Below are 21,350 nucleotides of genomic sequence, written 5' to 3'. Positions count from 1 at the left end.
ACTGTACGCGCTATTTTGGGTAAGACAAAAATAAATTATATCGCTCTAAAAACCAAAAAACGCTGCTCATTTTTAGCAAGACGAACATATCAGCTATAAATTTATCACGGGCAAGTTTGCTTACAAGGATTTGCCAAATATCGAGCATACGGGAACGTGATCCCGCCGATTAGATCGCTGTATGTATTGTGATAGTGTCCGTCCGCCAGCCGTCAGCATGGCTCAACACTTCGCGGTAGAACCGATGCTACTTATCTTTGCTGTGCAGTTCCAGCAAATCGAAATCACAAAGACACACGAATTGCTGTTCGGGTGTCAGGCGCATGACGGGATTAGGCCGTGTCGATAGGCGCCATACCCCCGTAATAGAAGCAGAACAGGAACAGGTCGAGGTAGTAGCTCTCCGATTTCGAAATCAGGCTGCGGGCCATGGAGTCCATAGCCCGCAGCAATCCATAGAGACCGTACTCGGCGTGGTTTCCGCTTCCCGGAACTTGTCGTTGGTGCAGATGAATACGTCCACATCCGTCCCCGGAACGTTCTTTTTCGAGGCTTTCTTGACCACTTGGTAGAACGAATGGAATTTTACAACTCCCTCAGTCCGCCGCGAGAGTTCCTCTTTGTTCCCTCGGATTCGATGAAGAAAACATAGTCCACCACCAAAATACGGGCTTTTACATAACGAAAATGCGAAAAACCTATTTCCCGATCAGTTCCACGCTGCGACGGATAAAGTTGGTCAGATTCTCCCCTTTCAGCATACTGTTGGACAACAACGCCAGATCGACTACCTGCTTGACCAGTTTGTTCTCGCGGCCGATCTCGGTCAGGCGCTCGGTACGCTGGCGGCGCAGGTCTTCCACCTTCTTATCGACCTCCTGTTGCTTGTCTTTTTCTTCCTGCGAAAAATCTTCCGTCTTCTTGTCTTTGACCAACTCTTCGAAACTGCGCTGCTCGGCGATCGCCGCATCCAACTTTTTATTGGTCGTCTTGAGCTTGTCGCCGTAGCTGGCCTCGACTTCGCCCAGTATCTCCGCCACCAGCGGATGATTGCCGTTGATCACCACATTGAAGTTATCGGGCAACTGGTCGTAGAACTGCATCCCGGATCCTCCCATCGCAGCCATATCTTTCATACGACGCATGAACTCGTTCTGAGTAATCATCACCGGCATCTGGTTTTCGGCCATCGGCTCGAACGACACGGTGTAACGGATCTTGTCCTCGGCGGGCAATTGCGCTTCGAATACCGGACGCAACAAATCCTGCTGGGCGGAACTGAGCGCCATCTTCAGGTTGTTCTCCTTCTCGATCAGCTTGTCGACCACGTCGGCATCGACCCGCACAAAACGCGTCCCCTGATTCTTATTCTCGAACCAACCGATGAAATGGGTATCCAACTGTCCGTCCATCACCAGCACGTCGTACCCTTTGTCGCGCGCGGCGCCGACGAACGAATTCTGCGATACCGGATCGTTCGTATAGAGGTAAATCACGTTGCCGTTCTTGTCGGTCTGATTTTCCTTGACCAGCGCGGCATACTCGGACAGCGTGAAGTATTTGCCCTCCGTATTTTTCAGCAGCACGAAATCGGCCGCTTTTTCGGCGAACTTTTCGTCGGTGATGATTCCGTACTGAATGAATATCTTCAGATCGTCCCACTTTTTCTGGAACTCTTCGCGGTGCTGCGCGAAAAGTTCGCTCAGGCGGTCGGCCACTTTCCGCGTAATGTAACTCGAAATCTTCTTAACGTTCGAGTCGCTCTGCAGGTAACTTCGCGATACGTTCAGCGGGATGTCCGGCGAGTCGATCACGCCGTGCAGCAGGGTCAGGAACTCCGGCACGATCCCTTCGACCGAATCGGTCACGAACACCTGATTCGAATAGAGTTGTATTTTGTTCTTCTGAATCTCGAAATTGTTCCGTATCTTCGGGAAATAGAGGATACCGGTCAGGTTGAACGGATAGTCGATGTTCAGGTGAATGTAGAACAACGGATCCTCGGCCATCGGATAGAGCGTCCGGTAAAACTCCATGTAATCCTCCTCGGTAATGTCGGTCGGCTTTTTCGTCCACAACGGATCGGTCGCGTTGACAATGTCGTCCTGGTCGGTATCCACGTATTTACCGTCTTTCCACTCCTGTTTTTTGCCGAAAGCGATCGGCACGGGCAGGAAGCTGCAATATTTCTTCAGTATCTCCCGGATCCGCGCCTTGTCGGCGAATTCTTTGCTGTCTTCGCTCAGGTGCAGGATGACGTCCGTACCGCGACTGCGCTCGGCGGAGGCCTCCTCCATCGTGTATTCGGGCGATCCGTCGCAGGTCCAGTGCATCGTTTTGGAACCCTCCTTGTAAGAACGAGTCACGATCTCGACCTTGTCGGAAACCATGAAAGCGGAATAGAATCCCAATCCGAAATGCCCTATAATTGTCTGGTTTTTATATTTTTCCAAAAATTCTTCGGCGCCCGAAAAAGCGATCTGGTTGATATATTTGTCGATCTCTTCGGCCGTCATGCCGATCCCCGAATCGGAAATCGTCAGTATCCGTTTGTCGGTATCGAGCGATACGCGGACCGTCAAATCGCCCAGTTCCCCCTTGAATTCGCCCATCGATGCGAGCGCTTTCAACTTCTGGGTGGCGTCTACGCCGTTCGAAACCAACTCGCGCAGAAAAATTTCATGATCGGAATAGAGAAATTTTTTAATAATCGGAAAGATATTTTCCGTTGTAACTCCAATTTTCCCGTTTTGCATAGCTTTTATCGTTTTAAACAGTATTCGTTTTTACGAACAAAACCGAATCAATTAATGTGCCAGCACCGAAAGCCTGACAGATTGTCAGAAGAATGCCCGCACTCCGACTGACAAACCGGAGCAAACGACACGGAATCTGACAAACGAGTCGACTGGATGCCCGCGAGTTACGAAGACGGCAAACGGACCCGCGCTTTTCTGTTACGCGGATTTTTTATACATTTGTAGTGAACTCCATACTGAAGGCAGGGGAACCTGCCGCTTCTCGTACAGGGCGCTTTCTGCGCCCGTATGCTTCATACGGCGGTCCCGTACCCCCGTGTGGAGTGTTAATGCACCCACTGCCTTCAGGTGGAGTTCAACGGGAAAGGTGGGACCGTCTTTTTTTATATTCCCGCCTGTCACTAAACGCTTGATCGTCATGGACTCAACGAAAAGCAAAAATCCGGCTGAACAGGAAAACGGGGAACCCGGCCTAAATACCCTGAAAAAACACTATCTCGATCTCGCGCACCGCTTCTGCACGCCTCCCGACAATCCCCAATCGGAAACCGAATGGCTGTGGGAATTGCACTCGTTGCTTCACGGCACGGTGAAACTCATGGCGCACCTGAACGAACATACTGCGTCCGGGCCTAAAAACATCGGGAACCGTCATTGCATCCAGTTCATGATTCAGGAAAGCTTTTCCGCTCCCGACCGTCACCAACTGATACGCGCGATCACATCCTGGATCGGGCTTTCCGTAAAACTGGCCACGCTCCGAAACCGGACTCTGGAACTCCAGTGCGAATACGACGGGCAGTTGAACGATGTCCGAAAATTGCTGTACGCCTGTTGCGGCAATCCCGGAACCGTGTGACGTCCCGGGATCGTAGCAGCTACTTAACCCGCGCCGCCGGGGGACAGCTCGAAAGGTTCCGCCAACGGCGGTACGCCCGGCAATTTCATCTTCCGTTTATAAAGCCGGCCGTCGCAAACGATATACAAGGTATCGAAACCGGCTCCGCCGAAACAAAGGGACGTGACTCCGCCCTCGGGCAGCGTCAGGATCGCACGCACCCGCCCGTTACGGTCGGCCACCTGTACCCCCATCCGGGTAGCCACATAGAGGTTCCCGTCCCGGTCGACCGCCATCGCCGAGGCTCCGCTGCTGTTGGGCGTCCCGTCGTTGCTTTCGGACACGTGCAGCCAGTAAAAACGCTGACCGTAACGCAGCGACCCGTCCGGGCCGACCAGATAGCCGTATATCCAGTGAGACTGCCGGTCGCAGGCAAAAAGCAACTTCCGGTCGGGAGACATCGCCAGGGCGGACGGGGCATTCAAACCGTCGGCGACCTTTCCCCAATCGCCGTCGGCGCGCAACAGACCGATCGTTCCGCCCGGCTCTCTCCCCGCGCCCGCTTCAGCAACATACAAATTTCCGTCAGCGACGGCAAACAGACCGGACGGGCGGATTTTCTTCAACATTTGCGACGGCTTTCCCTCCGGGCCGTAAGCCGTAATCCCGGTTTTACCGCTGCCGAAAGCCAATAATCGTCCGTCCTTCGCTACCGCCAAACCGTCGTAGGGAGCGGCGTCCGCAACAAAAGGCACAACCGTCCCCGCCGAATCCAAACGGCAAACGCTCCGGGAAAGCGAATCGCTGAAATAAACATCGCCCTGCCGGTCGGCAGCCACGGCTTTCACCGAACGATACGACGAATCGATCGAAACCCACGTTTCCCCAGGGATCAGTATGCTGCGCTGCATATCGTTGCCGGACTGCCCCCCGCCGACCGGATTCGGCCAGCCGCGCCACAGCCAGCGGATCACGTCCGGGAAAATCGCCGTGCCCTGTACGCCGTCGTGACCGCCTTCGCCCCACGCATGCCCCACTTCGTAACCGGCAAAGCTGAGCGCCGCCTCCATATCGAGGTTCCCTTTGAACCAACTGCCGAACAGCGGGTTCCACGTATCTTTCGACCCGTCCTGCAGGAAAACGCGGATCGGCTTGGGCTCCGTTTTGCGGATCAGCACCGGATAGCGATCCCCGCCGCGCATCCCGACGAACGTACCGATGCAACTGTATACGCGGCTGAATAGGTCGGGACGTTCCCACGCCGCCGTGAAGGCCCCGATCCCTCCGCTGCTGCATCCGGCGATGGCGCGGTCTTTTCCGTTTCTGGAGATCCGGATCGGCCGACCGTCCGAAGCCTTTTTAAGTTCGACGTCGGGCAGCAGTTCGGTTTCGATGAACCGGACGAAATCGTCGTTGACGGCGTCGAACTCGAAGCTGCGGTTATAACGCACGGGAAAACCGGCGCTATCGATTACAGTCCCGGAACCGACGAAAACGCCGATCGTCACCGGAATCTCTTTTTTGTGAATCAGGTTATCGAATACGACCGGCGCATTGAACTGCACGCCGTCCAGATCGAAAAACAAGCAGGCGGGTTGAGCCGGATCGTACTGAGCCGGCACATAGACCCAATATTCGCGTTGGGTGCCGGGATAAATCTTCGAATCGTCGAGCGTGAAATGCAATACTTCGCCCTGCGGAACGCCGGGTTGTACCTGCGTGTCGGGATCGGACGGATAGCTCAGGTTAGACTGATCCTGCGCCAAAGAAAAACCATGCGCCACGACCAGCGACAACGCGGCCAAAATGAATCGTTTCATCATATCAGATTAAGTTAGATCCGTAAACGGAGCTTACAATATTACCGAAATAAAAGCGAAAATCAAAACCGAATACTTATCTTTATTGCAAAGAAAAACACAGGTTATGATCGAAATACGACAACTCAATCCGAGAGAACCCTTTCCCTGGAAACTGTTGTACACGGCCGATCCGTCGCGGGAAGCGGTGGCGGACTATACCGCCCGGGGCGTCTGCTTCGGCGCCTGGGAATCGGGAAAAATCGTAGGCATATCGGTACTGCTACGCACGCGCCCTTTTACGATGGAACTGGTCAACCTCGCCGTCGAGGAGTCCTGCCAGGGCCGCGGGGTCGGGAAGCGCCTGATCCGGCATGCCGTAGAGACGGCCCGCAACGCAGGATGTACCGTCCTGGAAGTGGGAACGGGCAACTCCGGAATCGCGCAACTGGCCCTCTACCAACGCTGCGGATTCTCGATCGATTCGATCGACAAAGATTTTTTCAGCAGACACTACCGTGAAAAAATCATCGAAACGGCATCGAGTGCCGGCACATGATTCGGCTGAAAATGGAACTCGGAGAAGAACGAATCCCTTAACCGCCGGCAGGCAGGACTAATCGGAAACCGGAACCGCCCCGTTGTACAAGCCGGCGCAAGCTTGCGAAATCAAAAATAAGGCTCCAGCAGTTTCAAAAACCGCTGCGGGGCACGGCAGGCGCGGCGCGTGGCGCTGTTCATAAAGGCGAGCGTCACCGAACCGGTATTGATCCGCTCGCCGTTTTCCCGGTAAATCTCGAAATCGAAACGCATCCGCACCTTAGGCAGTTCGGCCAGCGTGACCCGCACGGTCAGCAGATCATCGTCGTAGGCGGGAGCCCCGTAGCTGCTGTGCACGTCGAGCACCGGCAGCATCACCCCGTCCCGTTCCATCTGCCGGTAAGTCGTCCCGAACTCGCGCAGCATTTCGGTTCGCGCCACTTCGTAATAACGGATATAATTCGAATGGTGTACGATTCCCATGCAATCGGTCTCGTAATAACGCACCCGTATCTGAATGTCCCTCGTAATCATAATCGCATCGGTTATAAAAATAAAAAGCGCCTCTGCAACGAGGCGCTTCCTGTTTCACAATCGTTATTCGCCCCGGCTGTAATTCGGAGCCTCGCGGGTGATGCTCACGTCGTGCGGATGGCTTTCGAGCATTCCCGAGTTGGTGATCCGGATGAAGCGAGCCGTTTTCAGCGTCGCGATGTCTTTTGCGCCGCAATACCCCATGCCGGCGCGCAGACCGCCGATCATCTGGTAGACCACTTCGGCCAAAGTCCCCTTATACGGTACGCGGGCGGCGATCCCTTCCGGAACCAACTTTTTGATATCGTCCTCCATGTCCTGGAAATAACGGTCTTTCGATCCCTGCTGCATCGCCTCGAGCGAACCCATGCCGCGATAAGCCTTGAATTTACGTCCGTTGTAGATGATCGTCTCGCCGGGCGACTCCTCGACGCCCGCCAGCAACGATCCGGCCATCACCGCATCGGCCCCGGCGGCCAACGCCTTGACGATATCGCCCGAATAGCGCAGCCCGCCGTCGGCGATCACCGGAACGCCCGTACCGGCAACGGCCTTGGCGACGTCGTAAATCGCCGAAAGCTGCGGAACCCCCACCCCGGCAATCACGCGCGTGGTACAGATCGACCCCGGGCCGATTCCGACCTTCACGCCGGAGGCTCCGGCGGCAACCAGCATCTTCGCAGCCTCGCCCGTAGCGATATTTCCCACCACGACATCCAGGTCGGGATACTCCTTTTTCACCCTTTTCAACATTTCGATCACATGGATCGAATGTCCGTGCGCCGTATCGATTACGATGGCGTCCACCTGCGCCTCGTACAGCGCGGCCACACGCTCCATCGTGTTGTAGGTAACCCCGACGCCGGCGGCTACGCGCAAACGCCCTTTATCGTCCTTGGCCGCATTCGGGTTGGCCTGCACCTTCGTAATATCCTTGTAGGTCAGCAACCCGATCAGGCGGTTGTTGTCGTCCACGACCGGCAATTTCTCGATTTTGTTTTGCAACAGGATGTCCGAAGCGGTCTGTAGATCGGGATTGTGCGTGGTGATCAGATTGTCCTTGGTCATCACCTCCTCGATCCGGCGCGACATGTCGCGCTGGAAGCGCAGGTCGCGGTTGGTAACGATCCCGATCAGGGTGTTGTCCGGCATCACGACCGGGATACCCCCGATCCGGTTCTCCTTCATCAGCACCAGCGCATCCCCCACGGTATTATCCTTGCCGATGGTGATCGGATCGTAGATCATGCCGTTTTCGGCGCGCTTCACCTTGCGCACCTGGGCTGCCTGTTCGGCAATAGTCATATTCTTGTGGATCACGCCGATACCGCCTGCCCGGGCGATCGCGATCGCCATATCGGCCTCGGTCACCGTGTCCATAGCCGCCGAAATGATCGGCGTATTGATCTGAACGTTGCGCGAAAAACGCGAAGCAATGCTGACTTCACGGGGAAGAACTTCCGAATAGCCCGGGATGAGCAACACATCGTCGAAAGTCAATCCTTCTGTCTGTACTCTGTCTGTTAGGAACGGCATGGTATGATCTGTTTAAATAAATAATTTCGGCTCGCTTATTCGGTATATAACGCAACGTCCGGCGGGCTTATCGCCGACCGGTAATTTCGATACATCCAAGTAAATTTGTGCAAAATTAATAAATATCCGCTAAAATCCACACTACGCGACCCAACTTTTTACCGGAATTCGATGGCTACGGCAGTCGAAGCCGGCACCCCGTCAGTCCGGTCGAGACGCAACCGACGGTCGGCCGAAACGGCCAGGCGGGCCGCAAAACCGGCCTCCGAAAACTCTTTCGGCCGGCAAAACACCGGATACTCGCCCGCAGGAGGCAGCAGCTTGACCGGTTCCACGCCGGACAGCGCCCCGTCCCCTTCAAGCCGGGCGCAGATAAAATAAGGAGCGTCCAGATAATCCGCCGCACGGTAAACATCGCCCGAAAGAATCATCCGGCGGATCGCCGTCGAACTGACTTTACTCTCGCCGACCTGCTGACACGGCATCCGTTCCAGCGCGAAACCGCATTCGGCGCTCAATGCGGAAAGCGAATCGTAGTCGCCCTCCTTATTATGCCCCAGATGGTGATTATAGCCGACCAGCAACGCATCCATATGCAGTTTTCCGACCAGGTCGTTGCAGACGAAATCACGCGGACTGCGCCGGCTGAACGCTTTGTCGAAAGGCACGACGACCGTAGCGCCGACTCCCACAGACTCCAGCAGACTCAGTTTTTCGGGTAGCGTACTGAGCAACATCACCGGTTCGCCGCCCACGATCGTACGCGGATGCGGATGGAACGTAACGACCACGCTTTCGCCGCCCCGTTCGGCCGCCAGCGCATTGATCCGCGCGAGGATCGTCCGGTGACCGCGGTGCACGCCGTCGTAAGAACCGATCGTCACCACCGGCCGACGGATCGCGTCCGTCCTTTCGAAACCGTAAAAAACACGCATCCGGATGATCGTTTTCAGTTTTGAGCGTCCGTACTTTCCTCGGCCTCCTTGACAAAATAGGCGACCTTTTCGAGTACGGTCGTGATATCGTAATTTTCGACAAAAATCCCGCGCGGGAAATTGAGCGGCATCGAAGTGAAATTCAGCACTCCCTTGATCCCGGCATTGATGATCGGCACGACCAGTTCCGACGCGATCGACGTCGGCGACGACAGGATCACGATCTTGATGTCGGACTTCTGCACCTGCTCTTCGAAACTCTCCATGCCGTAACACGGGATGCCGTCGATCTCGTGCCCCACTTTATCCCCGTCGACGTCGAACGACGCTACGATCCGCAGTTTCGACCGGCGGCCGTTGAAATATTTCGTCAGTGCCTGTCCGAGATTCCCCATCCCGAGCACCCCGATATTGACAACGTTCGGACTGTCGAGTATCCCGCTGATAAAATCGATCAGCACCTCGACGTCGTAACCCTTTTTCGTATCGCTCGAAAAGCCGATCAGCATCAGGTCGCGCCGCACCTGAACGGCCGTAATGCCATGAATACCGGCAAGTACGTGCGAAAAGATATGCGTGATGCCCTGATTATGGCAAGCAAGCAGCGTGCGGCGGTATTCGCTCAGACGCTCGATGGTTTTTTCGGGAATTTCACTCATGCGGCAGCGGATAAAGAATACGCAAAGATAGCATTTTTCGCCGCCAATGCCCAAACCGGAGTCCGGAATCCGTCCTGGGAAACCGGCAAAACCCGGAAAAACATTATCTTTGCCGCAAATTCAATAAGCAAAGAAGGCTATGATCAAGGGAGTAATTTTCGACATGGACGGCGTTCTGGTGGACAACCGCGACGCACACATCGAGGCATTCGAAATCATTTGCAGGAAATACGGGGTTCCGTTCGACCGCGAAAAATTCATGCCTACGTTCGGCATGACCAACGACCTGATCCTCGAACGGCTGATGCCCGAGGTAATCAAGACGACGGACTGGAAAAAGATCGCCGTCGAAAAGGAAAACATCTACCGCGAAATCTTCGAGCGCACGATCGCTCCGGCCAAAGGACTGGTCGATTTCCTGAAAGCGCTGAAAAAAGAAGGGTATAAAACCGCCGTAGGATCGTCGGGCAACACGCCGAACGTCAACTTCGTGCTCGACCGTTGCGGAATCGCCGGATACTTCGATGCCATTGCCAACGGCGACATGATCACCCGCGGCAAGCCCGATCCGGAGGTCTACCTGCTGGCAGCTAAAAAACTGGAACTCGCTCCCGGCGAATGCATCGTGGTCGAAGACGCCCCGGTAGGCATCCGGGCCGCCCGCAGCGCCGGAGAATCGGTCGTCGCCATCGCTTCGACCTTCCGCCGCGAAGACCTGTCCGATTACGACATCCTGATCGACGACTTTACGCAGATCACACCGGAAGACATCCGGAATTTGAAAAAATAGCGGCGCGCCCCCGCTCCGGAATCGAAATGCGGGGAAGGTTATACGCAACGTATAACCTTCCCCGCATTTTTTCGGATCTGCGGAACAGAATCTTATTTCACGGCAGGCAAAGTAAAAGTTTCCGAATGATCGGCATTCCTCGTCCGTTCCCAGCAGGTTGTCCCCATCTTTCCGCAACTCGATTTAAGCTGCACGGACAGGGTGCCTTTGAACTGCGGAGTCCGGCTTTTCACCGGCGTCGAAATAATAAAGTCCGTACCGGCCTGAAGTTTGGTCCTCCCCGTCAGGCTGCCTTCGTACATATTGACACAGGCCGTAGAGAACGGGGCGTAAGTCGTGCGCACGCCGCTCAGGATAAAAGACCACGAAGCCTTGCATTCCGAACCGTTATCCCCGTTATCGGCAATCGTTACGTCGTTTACCGTGTAGGTATGGCTGTTGGACACGGAAATTCCTCCGCTCAGCCCGACCGTAGCCCTGGCACTCTCACCTCCGAATTTATAGGAGACGTTCCCGCCCAGGTTCCAGGAGAATCCGGACGTATAGGACTGGCTCGACTGCGTGGAAGTGGGCGAACTGCGGTGAATCTTCACATCGTTCGCATTGCTCACCGGCTCGAACGTAACGTCCACCTGCCGGCCGAACCATTCGCATACCTTGGCGATTCCGCTGACGCTTTTACTATAAACTCCCACGTACGTATTTTTAAACGGGCAGGAAATCTCCTCGTGGATATAATAGTAATTACGCTGTTCGTCTTCGCTGAATGCATACCACACGTCGAACTCCACCTGGTAGTTATTCGTATGCGATCCTTTTTTCGAACTCCGGTAGTCGCTCGACTCGATCTTCTGGGATTTGTAAATATAGAATTTGGTCGCATTCATCAGTTGGGTCAGTTCTTTCTGCTCGTCCCCGCTTTTGGTCCCGTTTGCGACCGACATTCCGGCTGTTCCGTTTACAGCAGCCAGCGCATCTTTAATTTCGGTCAGCGCCATATCGCACAACTCCCCCTGACTGAAATCGTCGGTAAAATCGCCGTCCGTATCGGTCGGTTCGAGCAGCATCGCAAGGCTCGCCGCTCCGGGTAGCGGACCGGTCCATATCCACAGGGGCAGTTCCCCGCCGTTAGGCTCCTCTTCCGCATCTCCGACCGCATACGGATTATAATTCTCCACCATGCGGCAAACCCGTTCGAAATCCTTTTCGGAACCTCCTTCCATAACCAACAGCACCCCCGCTTCGTGCATCTTTTTCAGGGCGTCCAGTCCCGCCGCGTTCCCTACGATGGAAGACGCTTCATCCACGTTGAAAAGCAGGCAGTCTCCCTGCGACGGAATCGAAACGCCGTCCCATTTCTGAGCGGAAGCGAAACGCGATACGAAATTGTCTTTCAGCGAACAACTATCCGTCGCCGCATCCGCATCGGAAAAGAAATAGAGCGTCGTATTCATTTTGACCTCTTCCTGATCCGTTTCCGGCTGCGGATCGACGTCGTACAAATCCGGGTCCACCGCATTGTCCACCGTCGGATCGTCCGTCCCTTCCTTTTCGTCCGCACAGCCGACCGTTCCCACGAACAGAGCGGCCGCCATCGCACAATACAATATCCTTTTCATCTGTTTTTTTTAATTTGAACATGAAACAACGATTATATCGGCAAAGATACTGCATATGACCCGAAATCCGACATCGGAAAACGTAAATTATGACCCGGCCGAAACGTCGTTCGGCCGGAAACCTCAGGAACCGGCTTCATCCGCACCGGATTGCCCGCCTTGCTGCTTATGCGACTGAAAACGGCTCGTAATGTATACCGTAAAAATCGGGAACAGCATCATGCCCGACGCGGCCAGCACGACGGAAAGCACCTCGCCGGTACCCGTCCTCGCGAAGATATTCGACCCGACGGTGGTGACGTTCATAAAAGCCCACCACAGAGCCTCGCCGTAAGAAGTGACGGCAGGATTGACCGGATGCTCCAGCATGAAAAATACGAGACTGGCGAAATAGGTCAGCGACAGGATAATCAGAATGTAGGAAACCAGCAGGCTGGTCAGTTTGCTGCGCGTGATCCACCCCACCGTAATAGCCAACCCGTATCCGCCGCGCACCAAGGGCATCAACCGGAAAATGTAGGAAATCTCCGAAGCCGGGTTCATCTGGAAATAGGGAACCAGATGCAGGTAGGGAATCGCGACCAGGAAGAAGAGGAAATTTCGCCAGACGAACCTCATCTTTTTCGGACTCAGGTACAGCCGGTAAAAAAAGTCGATCAAAAAAACGATACAGACCCAAAGCTGTATTTTCATGTACGACTTATAGTAAAGCTGCTGCGAATCGTGGAAAACTTCGAAAGACAGCGCAGCGATCACCAGCACGCTGCCCAACAACACCAGCACATTCAGCAGATTGCGGATCGCCTTCTCGATGCGGGCGCGGACCGGAGGTTTCGAAAAGGCGGCCGGATCGCCCCCCGCCGTCCGGGACGGAACGGAAACAGAATTATTCATAACGATTGCGTAATTGGTTGAATACTCAATCCCACGCAAAAAAAATGCCTTACTGCCCCGCCCCCGAAGATCGCGCGGTTTTCGCCGGACACTCCGCAGGGGCGCGGCACGATCAATCGTGTCCGAACGCGTAACTGATCCGCACGAACATGTTCCGGGGCGACGTGATATCGGAATTGAAATTGACGATCGACGGCTGGCGGTTGAACATATTGTTCACGCCGACCGACAGCGTAACCCGCTGCGGGAACGTAGCATTGACGACGGCGTCGCAGACCGCATATCCGTCGTGATGCGCCGTATAGGTTCCCGTCCAATATTTCATACTCGCCATCGAAGAGCCGGTCATGTCCAGCACCGGCATAAAGTCTTCGTAATCCTTGGCTCCCACGTAACGCACGGCGGCATTCAGTCCGATGTAGCATTTGCGGATCATAAAGCCGTAATCAGCCTGGAACGTCGCGGTATGCGGACTCGGGAAGATATACTGGGTGGAGCTCTCCGGAGCGTCGTCCGTCTGGTAGATATAGTTATAATTGGCCCGGACGAACAACCCGCGCGCCAACCGCACGTTAGCCATCACTTCCACGCCGGCGAACTGGCTGCGGTTGATATTCTCGTACTGTAAGATCGTCTCCACTCCTTCGGCATGTCCGCGCACGTCGATCTTATTGCGGAAAAAGCTTTTATAAGCGGTAGCCGAAAAATTGACGCCCTCGCGGTTGTATTCGGCGGCCAGCGAGACGTAGTGGTTCGTTTCGGGGCGCAGGCGGTCGTTTCCGCGGATCACGGTGGTTTGCCCCGGGATCGGCACCGTAAATTCCATATACATCTCCTTCAGCGACGGAGTCCGGTAGCCGCTGGCGTAATTCGCCCTGAGCGAACAGTGACCGACCGTATATTTGGCCGACAGCTTCGGCGTGACGCTCCATCCGAAACGGTTGTTGTAGTTGCCCCGCACGCCGGCTACGAAACTGAGCGCATGCCCGTTGAGAATTTCGTCCTGGACGTACAGCGATCCGGAGGTCATGCTTTCCGGCGCGTCGAAACCGAGCGAATCGCGATTCAAGTCGAAACGCAGCCGCTCATTGACCATTTCGACGCCGGTCGTCAGCCGGTTGTACTCGCCGGCCTGAAACGTCCACAGCAGACGCGGGATGTTGTACGAATGCCGTTGCTTGGGAACCGTCGCCGACGAAAGGCTGTCCAGGTTGCGGTAATAGCCGTCGTGCATGAACGACAGGTAAATCTTATTGTTCCTGTTCGGCGAGTGCTCCATCTGAGCCTTCACGTTGTAGCCGCTGTACGACTCGTAGGTCCACGGTTTCGAATTGTTCGACATCGGGTTCTCGTCGAGGATGCTGCCGTTGAAATCGTAGCGGTTCTTGCTGAAATAACTTCCGGTCACCTGAAACCTGAACTTATCGGACAGTTCGTAATCGAAACGCTGGCTGACATTGATGTCGCGCCACCCGCTGACGCTCAGTCCCCGCTTATCGGGCGCAACGCTGACCGTCGTATCGCGCACCGTCCGTCCGACGACGAATACCGGCATGCCGGTCGCCGGATCCATCTGCGGACGCATACCGACGACGTTGCCTTCCGGCCCGAGCACCGGAATCATCTTCGGCGTCATCATGTTTAGCGAATCGTAATGGCGCACTTCGTTTTTGGTTCCCACCAACCGGTAGGCATCGGTCGACCGGTACGAAAAAGCGGTCAGCGACTTGAACTTCCCGAGGTTGAAACCGATCGAGAAATCGCCCTTCAGGTTCGGCAGATCGAGCTTGTCGCGGTAAAATCGGCTGTCGCGCGGCGTAGCGCTGCCGGCCAGGCTGTCGCCTCCGTTTCGCTGGAACGGCGTGCCGTAACGCAGCGAGGCGTTGATTTCGTATTTTTGTACCGGCATCCGGGTAATCAGGTTTACGACGGCGCCCATCGCGTTCGAACCGTACAGCACCGAAGAAGCGCCGCGGACGATCTCGATCCGGGCGATGTTGTCCATCGGAATCCGCGCATAGTCGATGTTGCCGTAAGTTTCGCCGGCGATACGCTCCCCATCGACCAGGAACAGCACATAGCGCGCGTCCAACCCCTGGAACGACAGCGACGAACCGTAACCGGCCTGGTGGAACTCGACGCCGGCAAGCTCCCCTTCGAGCGCCTGCTGCAAAGTCGCCACGCCGCGCCGCTGGATGTCTTTGGCCGTAATCACCCGGGTGATAATCGGGGTGTCTTTCAGCATCAGCGGCGTGCGCGTAGCCGTCACCACCACTTCATTCATATTGTAGGATAAACTGTCGGGGGGCAATGCGGAAACTTTTCCGGTTTCCGCCGCAAATCCGCGGGATACCGCTACGACAGACAGGACAAGGCATAAAATCCGTCTCTTCATCTGCTCTCTCAAAATTTAGGTTACCAAGCTCTCAATCTTTGCAAAGCTAAAACTTTTTTATAGAAAAATGGTATGCCCGATGAAAGAAAAACAAAACCGTTTTGTAACTTTGCGCACCCGGACAAGGTCGAAACAAACGTCGGAATACGCAGAGCCCCTATCCGGCCAATATTTAACAAGGCGCTTAACGCCGAAAATTCTTTTATGCCGAACGTTCGATATTACATTTTCCTGCTGGGTATGCTGTTTCTCGCGCCGGCCTGCCGCGAAAAGACCGCGAGCGATTTCGAAATCTGGGGACTGGACGTCTCGCGGCACCAGCAAAATGTCAACTGGGAAAAAGTCATCGAAAGCGAAAAACCTTATTTCGTACTGATCAAGGCCACCGAAGGAACGCTGATCGTCGATCCGACCTACGAACAGCACCGCAAAGAACTCGAAAAGGCAGGTATCCCGTGGGGAGCCTATCATTTTTTCGGACACCGCACCTCCGGCAAGGAGCAGGCGCGGAATTTTATTAAAACGGCCAAACTACAAAAGGGAAACTTCCTTCCGGTGCTCGACATCGAACCGCACCGTTTCATGACCGATCCGAAAAAAATGGTCCGAGAGGCGAAAGCCTTTTGCAACGAAATCAAACGCTACTACGGAACCAATCCGATCATATACTGCTCGACGAATTTTTACGAAACATACCTGCACGGAGACTTCAAGGCAAAAAACTACCCGCTTTGGATCGCCGATTACCGCGGGTGTCCCGAGCTGGACTGGCAAATCTGGCAGCATACCGATTCGCATACGATTTCCGGCATACGGCGCAAGGTCGACCGGAACGTCTTCCGAGGCAGTGAACAAGAACTTCAAAAGTTGATTTTGCAATGAATATAGAAACGGATTTTCTGGTCGTCGGCAGCGGTATCGCCGGACTCAGCTTCGCGCTGAAAGCCGCCGAATACGGAAAGGTAATGATCGTCACCAAAGGCGAGCTCGGCGAATGCAACACGGATTACGCGCAGGGCGGCATCGCATCGGTAATGTACGATCCCGACACGTTCGAGAAACACATCCACGACACGCTGGTGTGCGGCGCGGGCATTTGCGACCGGACGGCGGTCGAACAGGTCGTGACGCATGCGCCGACGGTCATCAAACAACTGATCCACTGGGGTGCGAAATTCGACAAGGACGGCTCGGGACGCTACGAACTGGCCCGCGAAGGAGGGCACAGCGAGCACCGCATCCTGCACCACAAAGACATCACCGGCCACGAGATCGAACGCGCGCTGATGCGCCGCGTCAAACGCCACCACAACATCGAAATCTACGAGCATCATTTCGCGGTCGACATCCTGACGCAGCACCACCTGGGCAAGTTGGTCAAAAAAAGCACGCCGGACATCACCTGCTTCGGCGCTTACGTGCTGAATCTAAAAAAGCATGAAATCTATACGGTGCTGGCCAAAATAACGGTCATGGCCACCGGCGGGGTCGGCAATATTTACCATACGACGACCAACCCGGCCGTAGCGACCGGCGACGGCATCGCGATGGTACACCGCGCGAAGGGAGCGGTCGAAAACATGCAGTTCCTACAGTTCCACCCGACCTCGCTGTACAACCCCGGCGAACGGCCGTCGTTTCTGATCAGCGAGGCGATGCGCGGATTCGGCGCGCTGCTCAGGCTGCAAAACGGCAAGGAGTTCATGCACAAATACCACCCGATGGGGTCGCTCGCGCCGCGCGACGTTGTGGCGCGCAGCATCGACCACGAAATGAAAATATCGGGCGACGAATTCGTTTACCTCGACATCACGCACAAAGACCCGAAAGAGGTCATCAACCACTTCCCGAACATTTATCAGAAATGCCTGTCGGTCGGCATCGACCTGACCAAGGATATGATCCCGGTCGTGCCGGCGGCGCATTACTGCTGCGGCGGCGTGAAGGTCAACCTGAACGGGGAGTCGTCGATCCGGCACCTGTACGCGCTCGGCGAAACCTCTTCGACCGGTCTGCACGGCGGCAACCGCCTGGCGTCGAATTCGCTGATGGAAGCCGCCGTCTATGCCGACGTAGCGGCGCAGCACGCCATCTCGCTGCTGAATACGATCGAGTTGCAGCGCAATATTCCGGCCTGGGACTACGAAGGCACGGCCATCCCGGAAGAGATGGCGCTGATTACGCAGAATTACAAGGAGATGCAGTTGATCATGAGTAATTATGTCGGCATCGTGCGCTCGAACCTGCGGCTCGAACGGGCCAAACGCCGCCTCGAAATCATTTTCAAAGAGACCGAGGAGTTGTACCTGAAATCGACCCTCAGTCAGCACCTGTGCGAACTGCGCAACATGATCGCCGTGGGCTATCTGATCATCAAGCAAGCCGAGGCGATGCACGAGAGCGTCGGGCTGCACTACTCGATCGACTATCCGGCCAAACCCGTAAACATGGAATAATGTTCAGAATAACCGCCTTTCTACTGTGCGCGCTGGCGCTGCTCGGCTCGTGCGCGAACGAACGGCAGGACGACCGGACGGCCGACCTGCGCGGCAAAAGCGTGCTCGTATTCACCGGACATGGCGACGGCTATGTACATGAAAATATCGCGGCGTCGGCGCGGATGCTGCAGGAGATGGCCGCCGAAAACGGCTTTGCGGCGGATACGACGTCCGACACGGCCGTATTCTGCGACGACTCGCTGGCGAAGTACGATGCGATCGTCTACGCGAACGCGAGTTACGTCGAACCGCTGCTTGACTCCGCGCAGCGCGGCGCGTTCGAACGGTTCGTCCGTCGGGGCGGCGGCTTCGTCGGCCTGCATGCGGCAGCCTGCACCGGGCGCGGCTGGGAATGGTTCACGCAGATGATCGGCGGGCGCTTCGATTTTCATCCGCCGCTGCAACGACTGACGTTGAAAGTGGTCGACCAATCCCATCCTTCGACCGCACAGTTGCCCGATACGCTACAAACCGAAGACGAACTGTACGTATTCAAACGGCTGAACCCCAGAGCGCGGATCCTGGCTATTTGGGAAACCGCCGGCGTGGACTGGGCCGGCCGCAAACCGGAAGCGCTGACGCCGAGCATTCCCGCCGTATGGTGCAACCAGTTCGACGGCGGGCGCAGTTGGTACACCGCCCTGGGACACGACAGCCAAAATTACGACGACCCGCAATACCGGGCGCAGGTGCTCGGCGCACTCCGTTGGGTCGTCGCCGGGCCGGCTCCGGAAAAACAACCGTAACACCGTAACGAACACGCTTAACGAAACGATGGAATTAGAACAGGAAATACGACGCAGGCGGACATTCGCCATCATCAGCCATCCGGACGCAGGGAAAACGACGCTGACCGAAAAACTGTTGCTCTTCGGCGGGGCCATCCACGTAGCCGGGGCCGTCAAGTCGAACAAAATCAAAAAGGGAGCCACGTCCGACTTCATGGAGATCGAACGACAGCGAGGAATCTCGGTCGCCACATCGGTCATGGGCTTCGAATATAAGGATGTAAAAATCAACATTCTGGATACGCCGGGGCACGAAGATTTCGCCGAAGACACCTACCGCACGCTGACGGCCGTCGACAGTGTGATCATCGTGATCGACGGAGCCAAAGGCGTCGAAACGCAGACCCGCAAGCTGATGGAAGTGTGCCGGATGCGCAATACGCCCGTAATGGTTTTCATCAACAAACTCGACCGGCCGTGCAAAGATCCGTTCGACCTGCTCGACGAGATCGAAAAAGAGCTGAAAATCAAGGTGCGTCCGCTGGCATGGCCGATTAGCACCGGGCCGACGTTCAAAGGCGTGTACGACCTGTACGGCGACCGGCTGTCGCTATTCTTCGGCGCCGACAAGCAGTCGGCCGAAGGGGAAACGCTCGACGTCAAGCTGAACGATCCGGCTATCGACAGGTACATCGAACCGTTCACGCAGCATCTGCGCGACGACCTGGAACTGGTCGAAGGGGTCTATCCGCCGTTCGAACTGGACAGTTACCGGGCCGGAACGGTCGCGCCGGTTTTCTTCGGCAGCGCGCTGAACAATTTCGGCGTCCGCGAGTTGCTCGACTGTTTTATCGACATCGCCCCGTCGCCGGGGAAATCGCATACGGCGCAACGCGACATCGACCCGTACGAACCTAAACTGACCGGATTCGTCTTTAAAATCCATGCGAACATGGACCCGAACCACCGCGACAGGATCGCCTTCCTGAAGATTTGTTCGGGAGTTTTCGAACGCAATAAACCGTACCTGCACGTACGCTCCGGCAAAAACATCAAGTTCGCCGCGCCGACCGCATTTATGGCCGAAAAGAAATCGGTGATCGACGAAGCCTATCCGGGCGATATCGTCGGCCTGCACGACACCGGCAACTTCAAAATAGGCGACACGTTTACCGAAGGCGAACAGTTGCAGTTCGTCGGCATCCCGAGCTTCTCGCCGGAGTTGTTCCGTTACATCGAAAACGGCGACCCGATGAAATTCAAGCAACTGGCCAAAGGGATCGACCAACTGATGGACGAAGGCGTGGCCCAGCTGTTCACCAGCAAGATGAACGGCCGCAAGATCATCGGCACGGTCGGGGCGTTGCAGTTCGAAGTGATTCAGTACCGGCTCGAACACGAATACGGCGCGCTGTGCCGCTACGAACCGGTGCAGGTGTACAAAGCCTGCTGGGTCGAGTCGGATAACGAGGCGCAAATGGAGGATTTCCGCAAACGGAAGTTCAACAGCATGGCGCTCGACAAGCACGGCCGCGAAGTCTTCCTTGCAGACACTTCGTACGCGCTGTCGCTGGCCCAGGAGAAATTTCCGGACATCCGGTTCCACTTCACATCCGAATTTTAAGATACGCCGATAGTTTATAATAATCCGGATAACAAAATCACAATAAAAAATTTTGTTATCCGGATTATTTATTTTAATTTTAGTTCCTGAATATTATATATTATTGCTTATGAAATAAAAAATACATTATTCTTTGAGATGAATGAAAGCACATAATTCAAGATGTAACCGATTGTTGCATACTCAATATCTATCGCTATAAATTAATGTGTATTAAAAACTTCAACCTAATTATCTATTATGAAAAAGATCAAATTACTAGGATTCATTTGCGCCGTATTTACAGTCATTACATTTTGGGCATGCTCCAAAGACAGCGAAAGTTATCAACCCGACGAATTTCTCCAATTCAGCGGTAACGTGAATTTCTCACAGCTTAACAACGCCGAATCCGTTATATTACAAAAAGCGCAAAAAAGAATCGACAAGCACATCCGCCTTTCGAACGGACAGTTTTCGATGGACATTCAATCGGGAAAAGAAGCGGGCATGTCGGAAGAAATATTCAATTTTTTCTCCAACTGCATGAAATCCAGCAACGAAAATATTCGTAAAGCACAATCTGCCGGATTTGCCGTTATTCAGACAGGCTCAAAAAGTCTTCAGATCATCAATCCTGACAAACAGATACCTTTTGCATTAACAAAAACAGATACCGAGATTCCCGAAGGTGGAATTACCGGAGTTCAATCTTTCTGGTGGGGAAGTAAAACTTATTTTTCCAATGCTGATTTAAAAGAAGCGGCTGATATATTAAATACGGGAGGTGATCTTAGTGCTTTATTAGGAGGATTCGGCTTTATACCGGCCGCAGTCACAAGCTGTTTATTAAACTGGCAAGCAAGGGAATATGCGAAGGCAGCAGAAAATAATCCCAATGGAATAGTCATATCAGAAGTCGCCGGAGTCATTAAGATCGGTGAAAGCGGTCAAAATCCTGGCGACATTGTAGATTTAGATGATTGGGTATTATGATATCAAAAAAAATCATGGTATACAAAGATTTACTGACAGTTCTTGCGATAACAATAATTGCAGTGTTACTGTTGATTGAAAGTATTCTGTCTAAAGCATGGGATGGGGTATTTCTAATTGTTTTTTTTATCGATTTGTTTTATATGTAATGGACTCATTAAAAATAAAACGATTTTTGTGGATTGTCAGAATGGTATTATTTGCAATCGCGATTATAAATCTTATTT

General features: G+C 54.5%; 17 protein-coding genes. 8 read left to right on the top strand and 9 right to left on the bottom strand.

Translation table 11 applies throughout. The annotated features are described in order from the left end of the window. Positions 1-698: 698 nt before the first annotated feature. On the bottom strand, positions 699-2,756 hold the full coding sequence (htpG, locus tag DW082_RS13175) for a molecular chaperone HtpG (RefSeq protein ID WP_118458975.1): 2,058 nt from the start codon (positions 2,754-2,756) through the stop codon (positions 699-701). Positions 2,757-3,177: 421 nt separating this feature from the next. On the opposite strand from htpG, the gene DW082_RS13165 reads away from it, so the two are divergent. Beyond that, the gene (locus tag DW082_RS13165) at positions 3,178-3,618 is read left to right on the top strand and encodes a hypothetical protein (RefSeq protein WP_118458973.1); all 441 of its coding nucleotides are present in this window, start codon (positions 3,178-3,180) and stop codon (positions 3,616-3,618) included. Positions 3,619-3,641: 23 nt separating this feature from the next. On the opposite strand, the gene DW082_RS13160 is transcribed toward DW082_RS13165, so the two are convergent. Then, complete coding sequence (locus DW082_RS13160; RefSeq protein WP_118458971.1) at positions 3,642-5,420, bottom strand: SMP-30/gluconolactonase/LRE family protein; 1,779 nt, start codon at positions 5,418-5,420, stop codon at positions 3,642-3,644. 103 nt (positions 5,421-5,523) lie between these two features. Between DW082_RS13160 and DW082_RS13155 the strand changes: the two genes are divergently transcribed. Beyond that, complete coding sequence (locus tag DW082_RS13155; protein WP_259335631.1) at positions 5,524-5,955, top strand: GNAT family N-acetyltransferase; 432 nt, start codon at positions 5,524-5,526, stop codon at positions 5,953-5,955. A gap of 110 nt (positions 5,956-6,065) precedes the next feature. On the opposite strand, the gene DW082_RS13150 is transcribed toward DW082_RS13155, so the two are convergent. The 4 genes from DW082_RS13150 to DW082_RS13135 form a co-directional block, all read right to left on the bottom strand. Beyond that, on the bottom strand, positions 6,066-6,470 hold the full coding sequence (locus DW082_RS13150; RefSeq protein ID WP_101570958.1) for a thioesterase family protein: 405 nt from the start codon (positions 6,468-6,470) through the stop codon (positions 6,066-6,068). A gap of 63 nt (positions 6,471-6,533) precedes the next feature. Beyond that, positions 6,534-8,006, bottom strand: coding sequence for an IMP dehydrogenase (gene guaB, locus DW082_RS13145; protein WP_055205555.1), 1,473 nt, complete (start codon positions 8,004-8,006; stop codon positions 6,534-6,536). 158 nt (positions 8,007-8,164) lie between these two features. Continuing rightward, complete coding sequence (locus tag DW082_RS13140) at positions 8,165-8,941, bottom strand: FAD synthetase (RefSeq protein WP_118458969.1); 777 nt, start codon at positions 8,939-8,941, stop codon at positions 8,165-8,167. 14 nt (positions 8,942-8,955) lie between these two features. After that, a complete protein-coding gene (locus tag DW082_RS13135) occupies positions 8,956-9,600 on the bottom strand; it encodes a redox-sensing transcriptional repressor Rex (RefSeq protein WP_055205553.1) in 645 nt (214 codons plus the stop codon). A 139-nt stretch (positions 9,601-9,739) separates the two neighbouring features. On the opposite strand from DW082_RS13135, the gene DW082_RS13130 reads away from it, so the two are divergent. Next, complete coding sequence (locus DW082_RS13130) at positions 9,740-10,390, top strand: HAD family phosphatase (RefSeq protein WP_055205552.1); 651 nt, start codon at positions 9,740-9,742, stop codon at positions 10,388-10,390. 92 nt (positions 10,391-10,482) lie between these two features. Here DW082_RS13130 and DW082_RS13125 read toward each other — a convergent pair whose 3' ends face one another. From DW082_RS13125 to DW082_RS13115, 3 genes are all read right to left on the bottom strand, one after another. Further along, positions 10,483-12,009, bottom strand: a complete 1,527-nt coding sequence (locus DW082_RS13125; protein WP_118458967.1) for a hypothetical protein — start codon at positions 12,007-12,009, stop codon at positions 10,483-10,485. Positions 12,010-12,132: 123 nt separating this feature from the next. Next, entirely contained in the window at positions 12,133-12,903 is a 771-nt protein-coding gene (locus DW082_RS13120) for a potassium channel family protein (RefSeq protein ID WP_081032636.1), read from the bottom strand. Positions 12,904-13,015: 112 nt separating this feature from the next. After that, entirely contained in the window at positions 13,016-15,187 is a 2,172-nt protein-coding gene (locus DW082_RS13115; RefSeq protein ID WP_228385766.1) for a TonB-dependent siderophore receptor, read from the bottom strand. Between the two features lie 315 nt (positions 15,188-15,502). Between DW082_RS13115 and DW082_RS13110 the strand changes: the two genes are divergently transcribed. The 5 genes from DW082_RS13110 to DW082_RS13090 all read left to right on the top strand — a co-directional run bounded on the left by DW082_RS13110 (position 15,503) and on the right by DW082_RS13090 (position 21,123). Beyond that, positions 15,503-16,180, top strand: coding sequence for a glycoside hydrolase family 25 protein (locus DW082_RS13110; protein ID WP_101570963.1), 678 nt, complete (start codon positions 15,503-15,505; stop codon positions 16,178-16,180). After that, complete coding sequence (nadB, locus tag DW082_RS13105) at positions 16,177-17,754, top strand: L-aspartate oxidase (protein ID WP_182424175.1); 1,578 nt, start codon at positions 16,177-16,179, stop codon at positions 17,752-17,754. Before DW082_RS13110 ends, nadB begins: the two co-directional genes overlap by 4 nt. After that, on the top strand, positions 17,754-18,542 hold the full coding sequence (locus tag DW082_RS13100; protein WP_118458963.1) for a ThuA domain-containing protein: 789 nt from the start codon (positions 17,754-17,756) through the stop codon (positions 18,540-18,542). The genes nadB and DW082_RS13100 overlap by 1 nt, the downstream gene beginning before the upstream one ends. Before the next feature lie 28 nt (positions 18,543-18,570). Continuing rightward, complete coding sequence (locus DW082_RS13095) at positions 18,571-20,148, top strand: peptide chain release factor 3 (protein WP_055205547.1); 1,578 nt, start codon at positions 18,571-18,573, stop codon at positions 20,146-20,148. A gap of 240 nt (positions 20,149-20,388) precedes the next feature. Then, a complete protein-coding gene (locus DW082_RS13090) occupies positions 20,389-21,123 on the top strand; it encodes a hypothetical protein (RefSeq protein WP_055205546.1) in 735 nt (244 codons plus the stop codon). Positions 21,124-21,350: the final 227 nt, after the last annotated feature.

This window comes from Alistipes sp. AF48-12, assembly GCF_003477565.1.
GTDB lineage: Bacteria > Bacteroidota > Bacteroidia > Bacteroidales > Rikenellaceae > Alistipes_A > Alistipes_A hominis.
This window is presented reverse-complemented; position numbering and strand designations above follow the sequence as displayed.

What these genes read in the sequence shown, in the direction of transcription:
- htpG (WP_118458975.1), bottom strand. Translation starts at nt 2,756, where the DNA reads ATGCAAAACGGGAAAATTGGAGTTACAACGGAAAATATCTTTCCGATT.
- DW082_RS13165 (WP_118458973.1), top strand. Translation starts at nt 3,178, where the DNA reads ATGGACTCAACGAAAAGCAAAAATCCGGCTGAACAGGAAAACGGGGAA.
- DW082_RS13160 (WP_118458971.1), bottom strand. Translation starts at nt 5,420, where the DNA reads ATGATGAAACGATTCATTTTGGCCGCGTTGTCGCTGGTCGTGGCGCAT.
- DW082_RS13155 (WP_259335631.1), top strand. Translation starts at nt 5,524, where the DNA reads ATGATCGAAATACGACAACTCAATCCGAGAGAACCCTTTCCCTGGAAA.
- DW082_RS13150 (WP_101570958.1), bottom strand. Translation starts at nt 6,470, where the DNA reads ATGATTACGAGGGACATTCAGATACGGGTGCGTTATTACGAGACCGAT.
- guaB (WP_055205555.1), bottom strand. Translation starts at nt 8,006, where the DNA reads ATGCCGTTCCTAACAGACAGAGTACAGACAGAAGGATTGACTTTCGAC.
- DW082_RS13140 (WP_118458969.1), bottom strand. Translation starts at nt 8,941, where the DNA reads ATGCGTGTTTTTTACGGTTTCGAAAGGACGGACGCGATCCGTCGGCCG.
- DW082_RS13135 (WP_055205553.1), bottom strand. Translation starts at nt 9,600, where the DNA reads ATGAGTGAAATTCCCGAAAAAACCATCGAGCGTCTGAGCGAATACCGC.
- DW082_RS13130 (WP_055205552.1), top strand. Translation starts at nt 9,740, where the DNA reads ATGATCAAGGGAGTAATTTTCGACATGGACGGCGTTCTGGTGGACAAC.
- DW082_RS13125 (WP_118458967.1), bottom strand. Translation starts at nt 12,009, where the DNA reads ATGAAAAGGATATTGTATTGTGCGATGGCGGCCGCTCTGTTCGTGGGA.
- DW082_RS13120 (WP_081032636.1), bottom strand. Translation starts at nt 12,903, where the DNA reads ATGAATAATTCTGTTTCCGTTCCGTCCCGGACGGCGGGGGGCGATCCG.
- DW082_RS13115 (WP_228385766.1), bottom strand. Translation starts at nt 15,187, where the DNA reads ATGAATGAAGTGGTGGTGACGGCTACGCGCACGCCGCTGATGCTGAAA.
- DW082_RS13110 (WP_101570963.1), top strand. Translation starts at nt 15,503, where the DNA reads ATGCCGAACGTTCGATATTACATTTTCCTGCTGGGTATGCTGTTTCTC.
- nadB (WP_182424175.1), top strand. Translation starts at nt 16,177, where the DNA reads ATGAATATAGAAACGGATTTTCTGGTCGTCGGCAGCGGTATCGCCGGA.
- DW082_RS13100 (WP_118458963.1), top strand. Translation starts at nt 17,754, where the DNA reads ATGTTCAGAATAACCGCCTTTCTACTGTGCGCGCTGGCGCTGCTCGGC.
- DW082_RS13095 (WP_055205547.1), top strand. Translation starts at nt 18,571, where the DNA reads ATGGAATTAGAACAGGAAATACGACGCAGGCGGACATTCGCCATCATC.
- DW082_RS13090 (WP_055205546.1), top strand. Translation starts at nt 20,389, where the DNA reads ATGAAAAAGATCAAATTACTAGGATTCATTTGCGCCGTATTTACAGTC.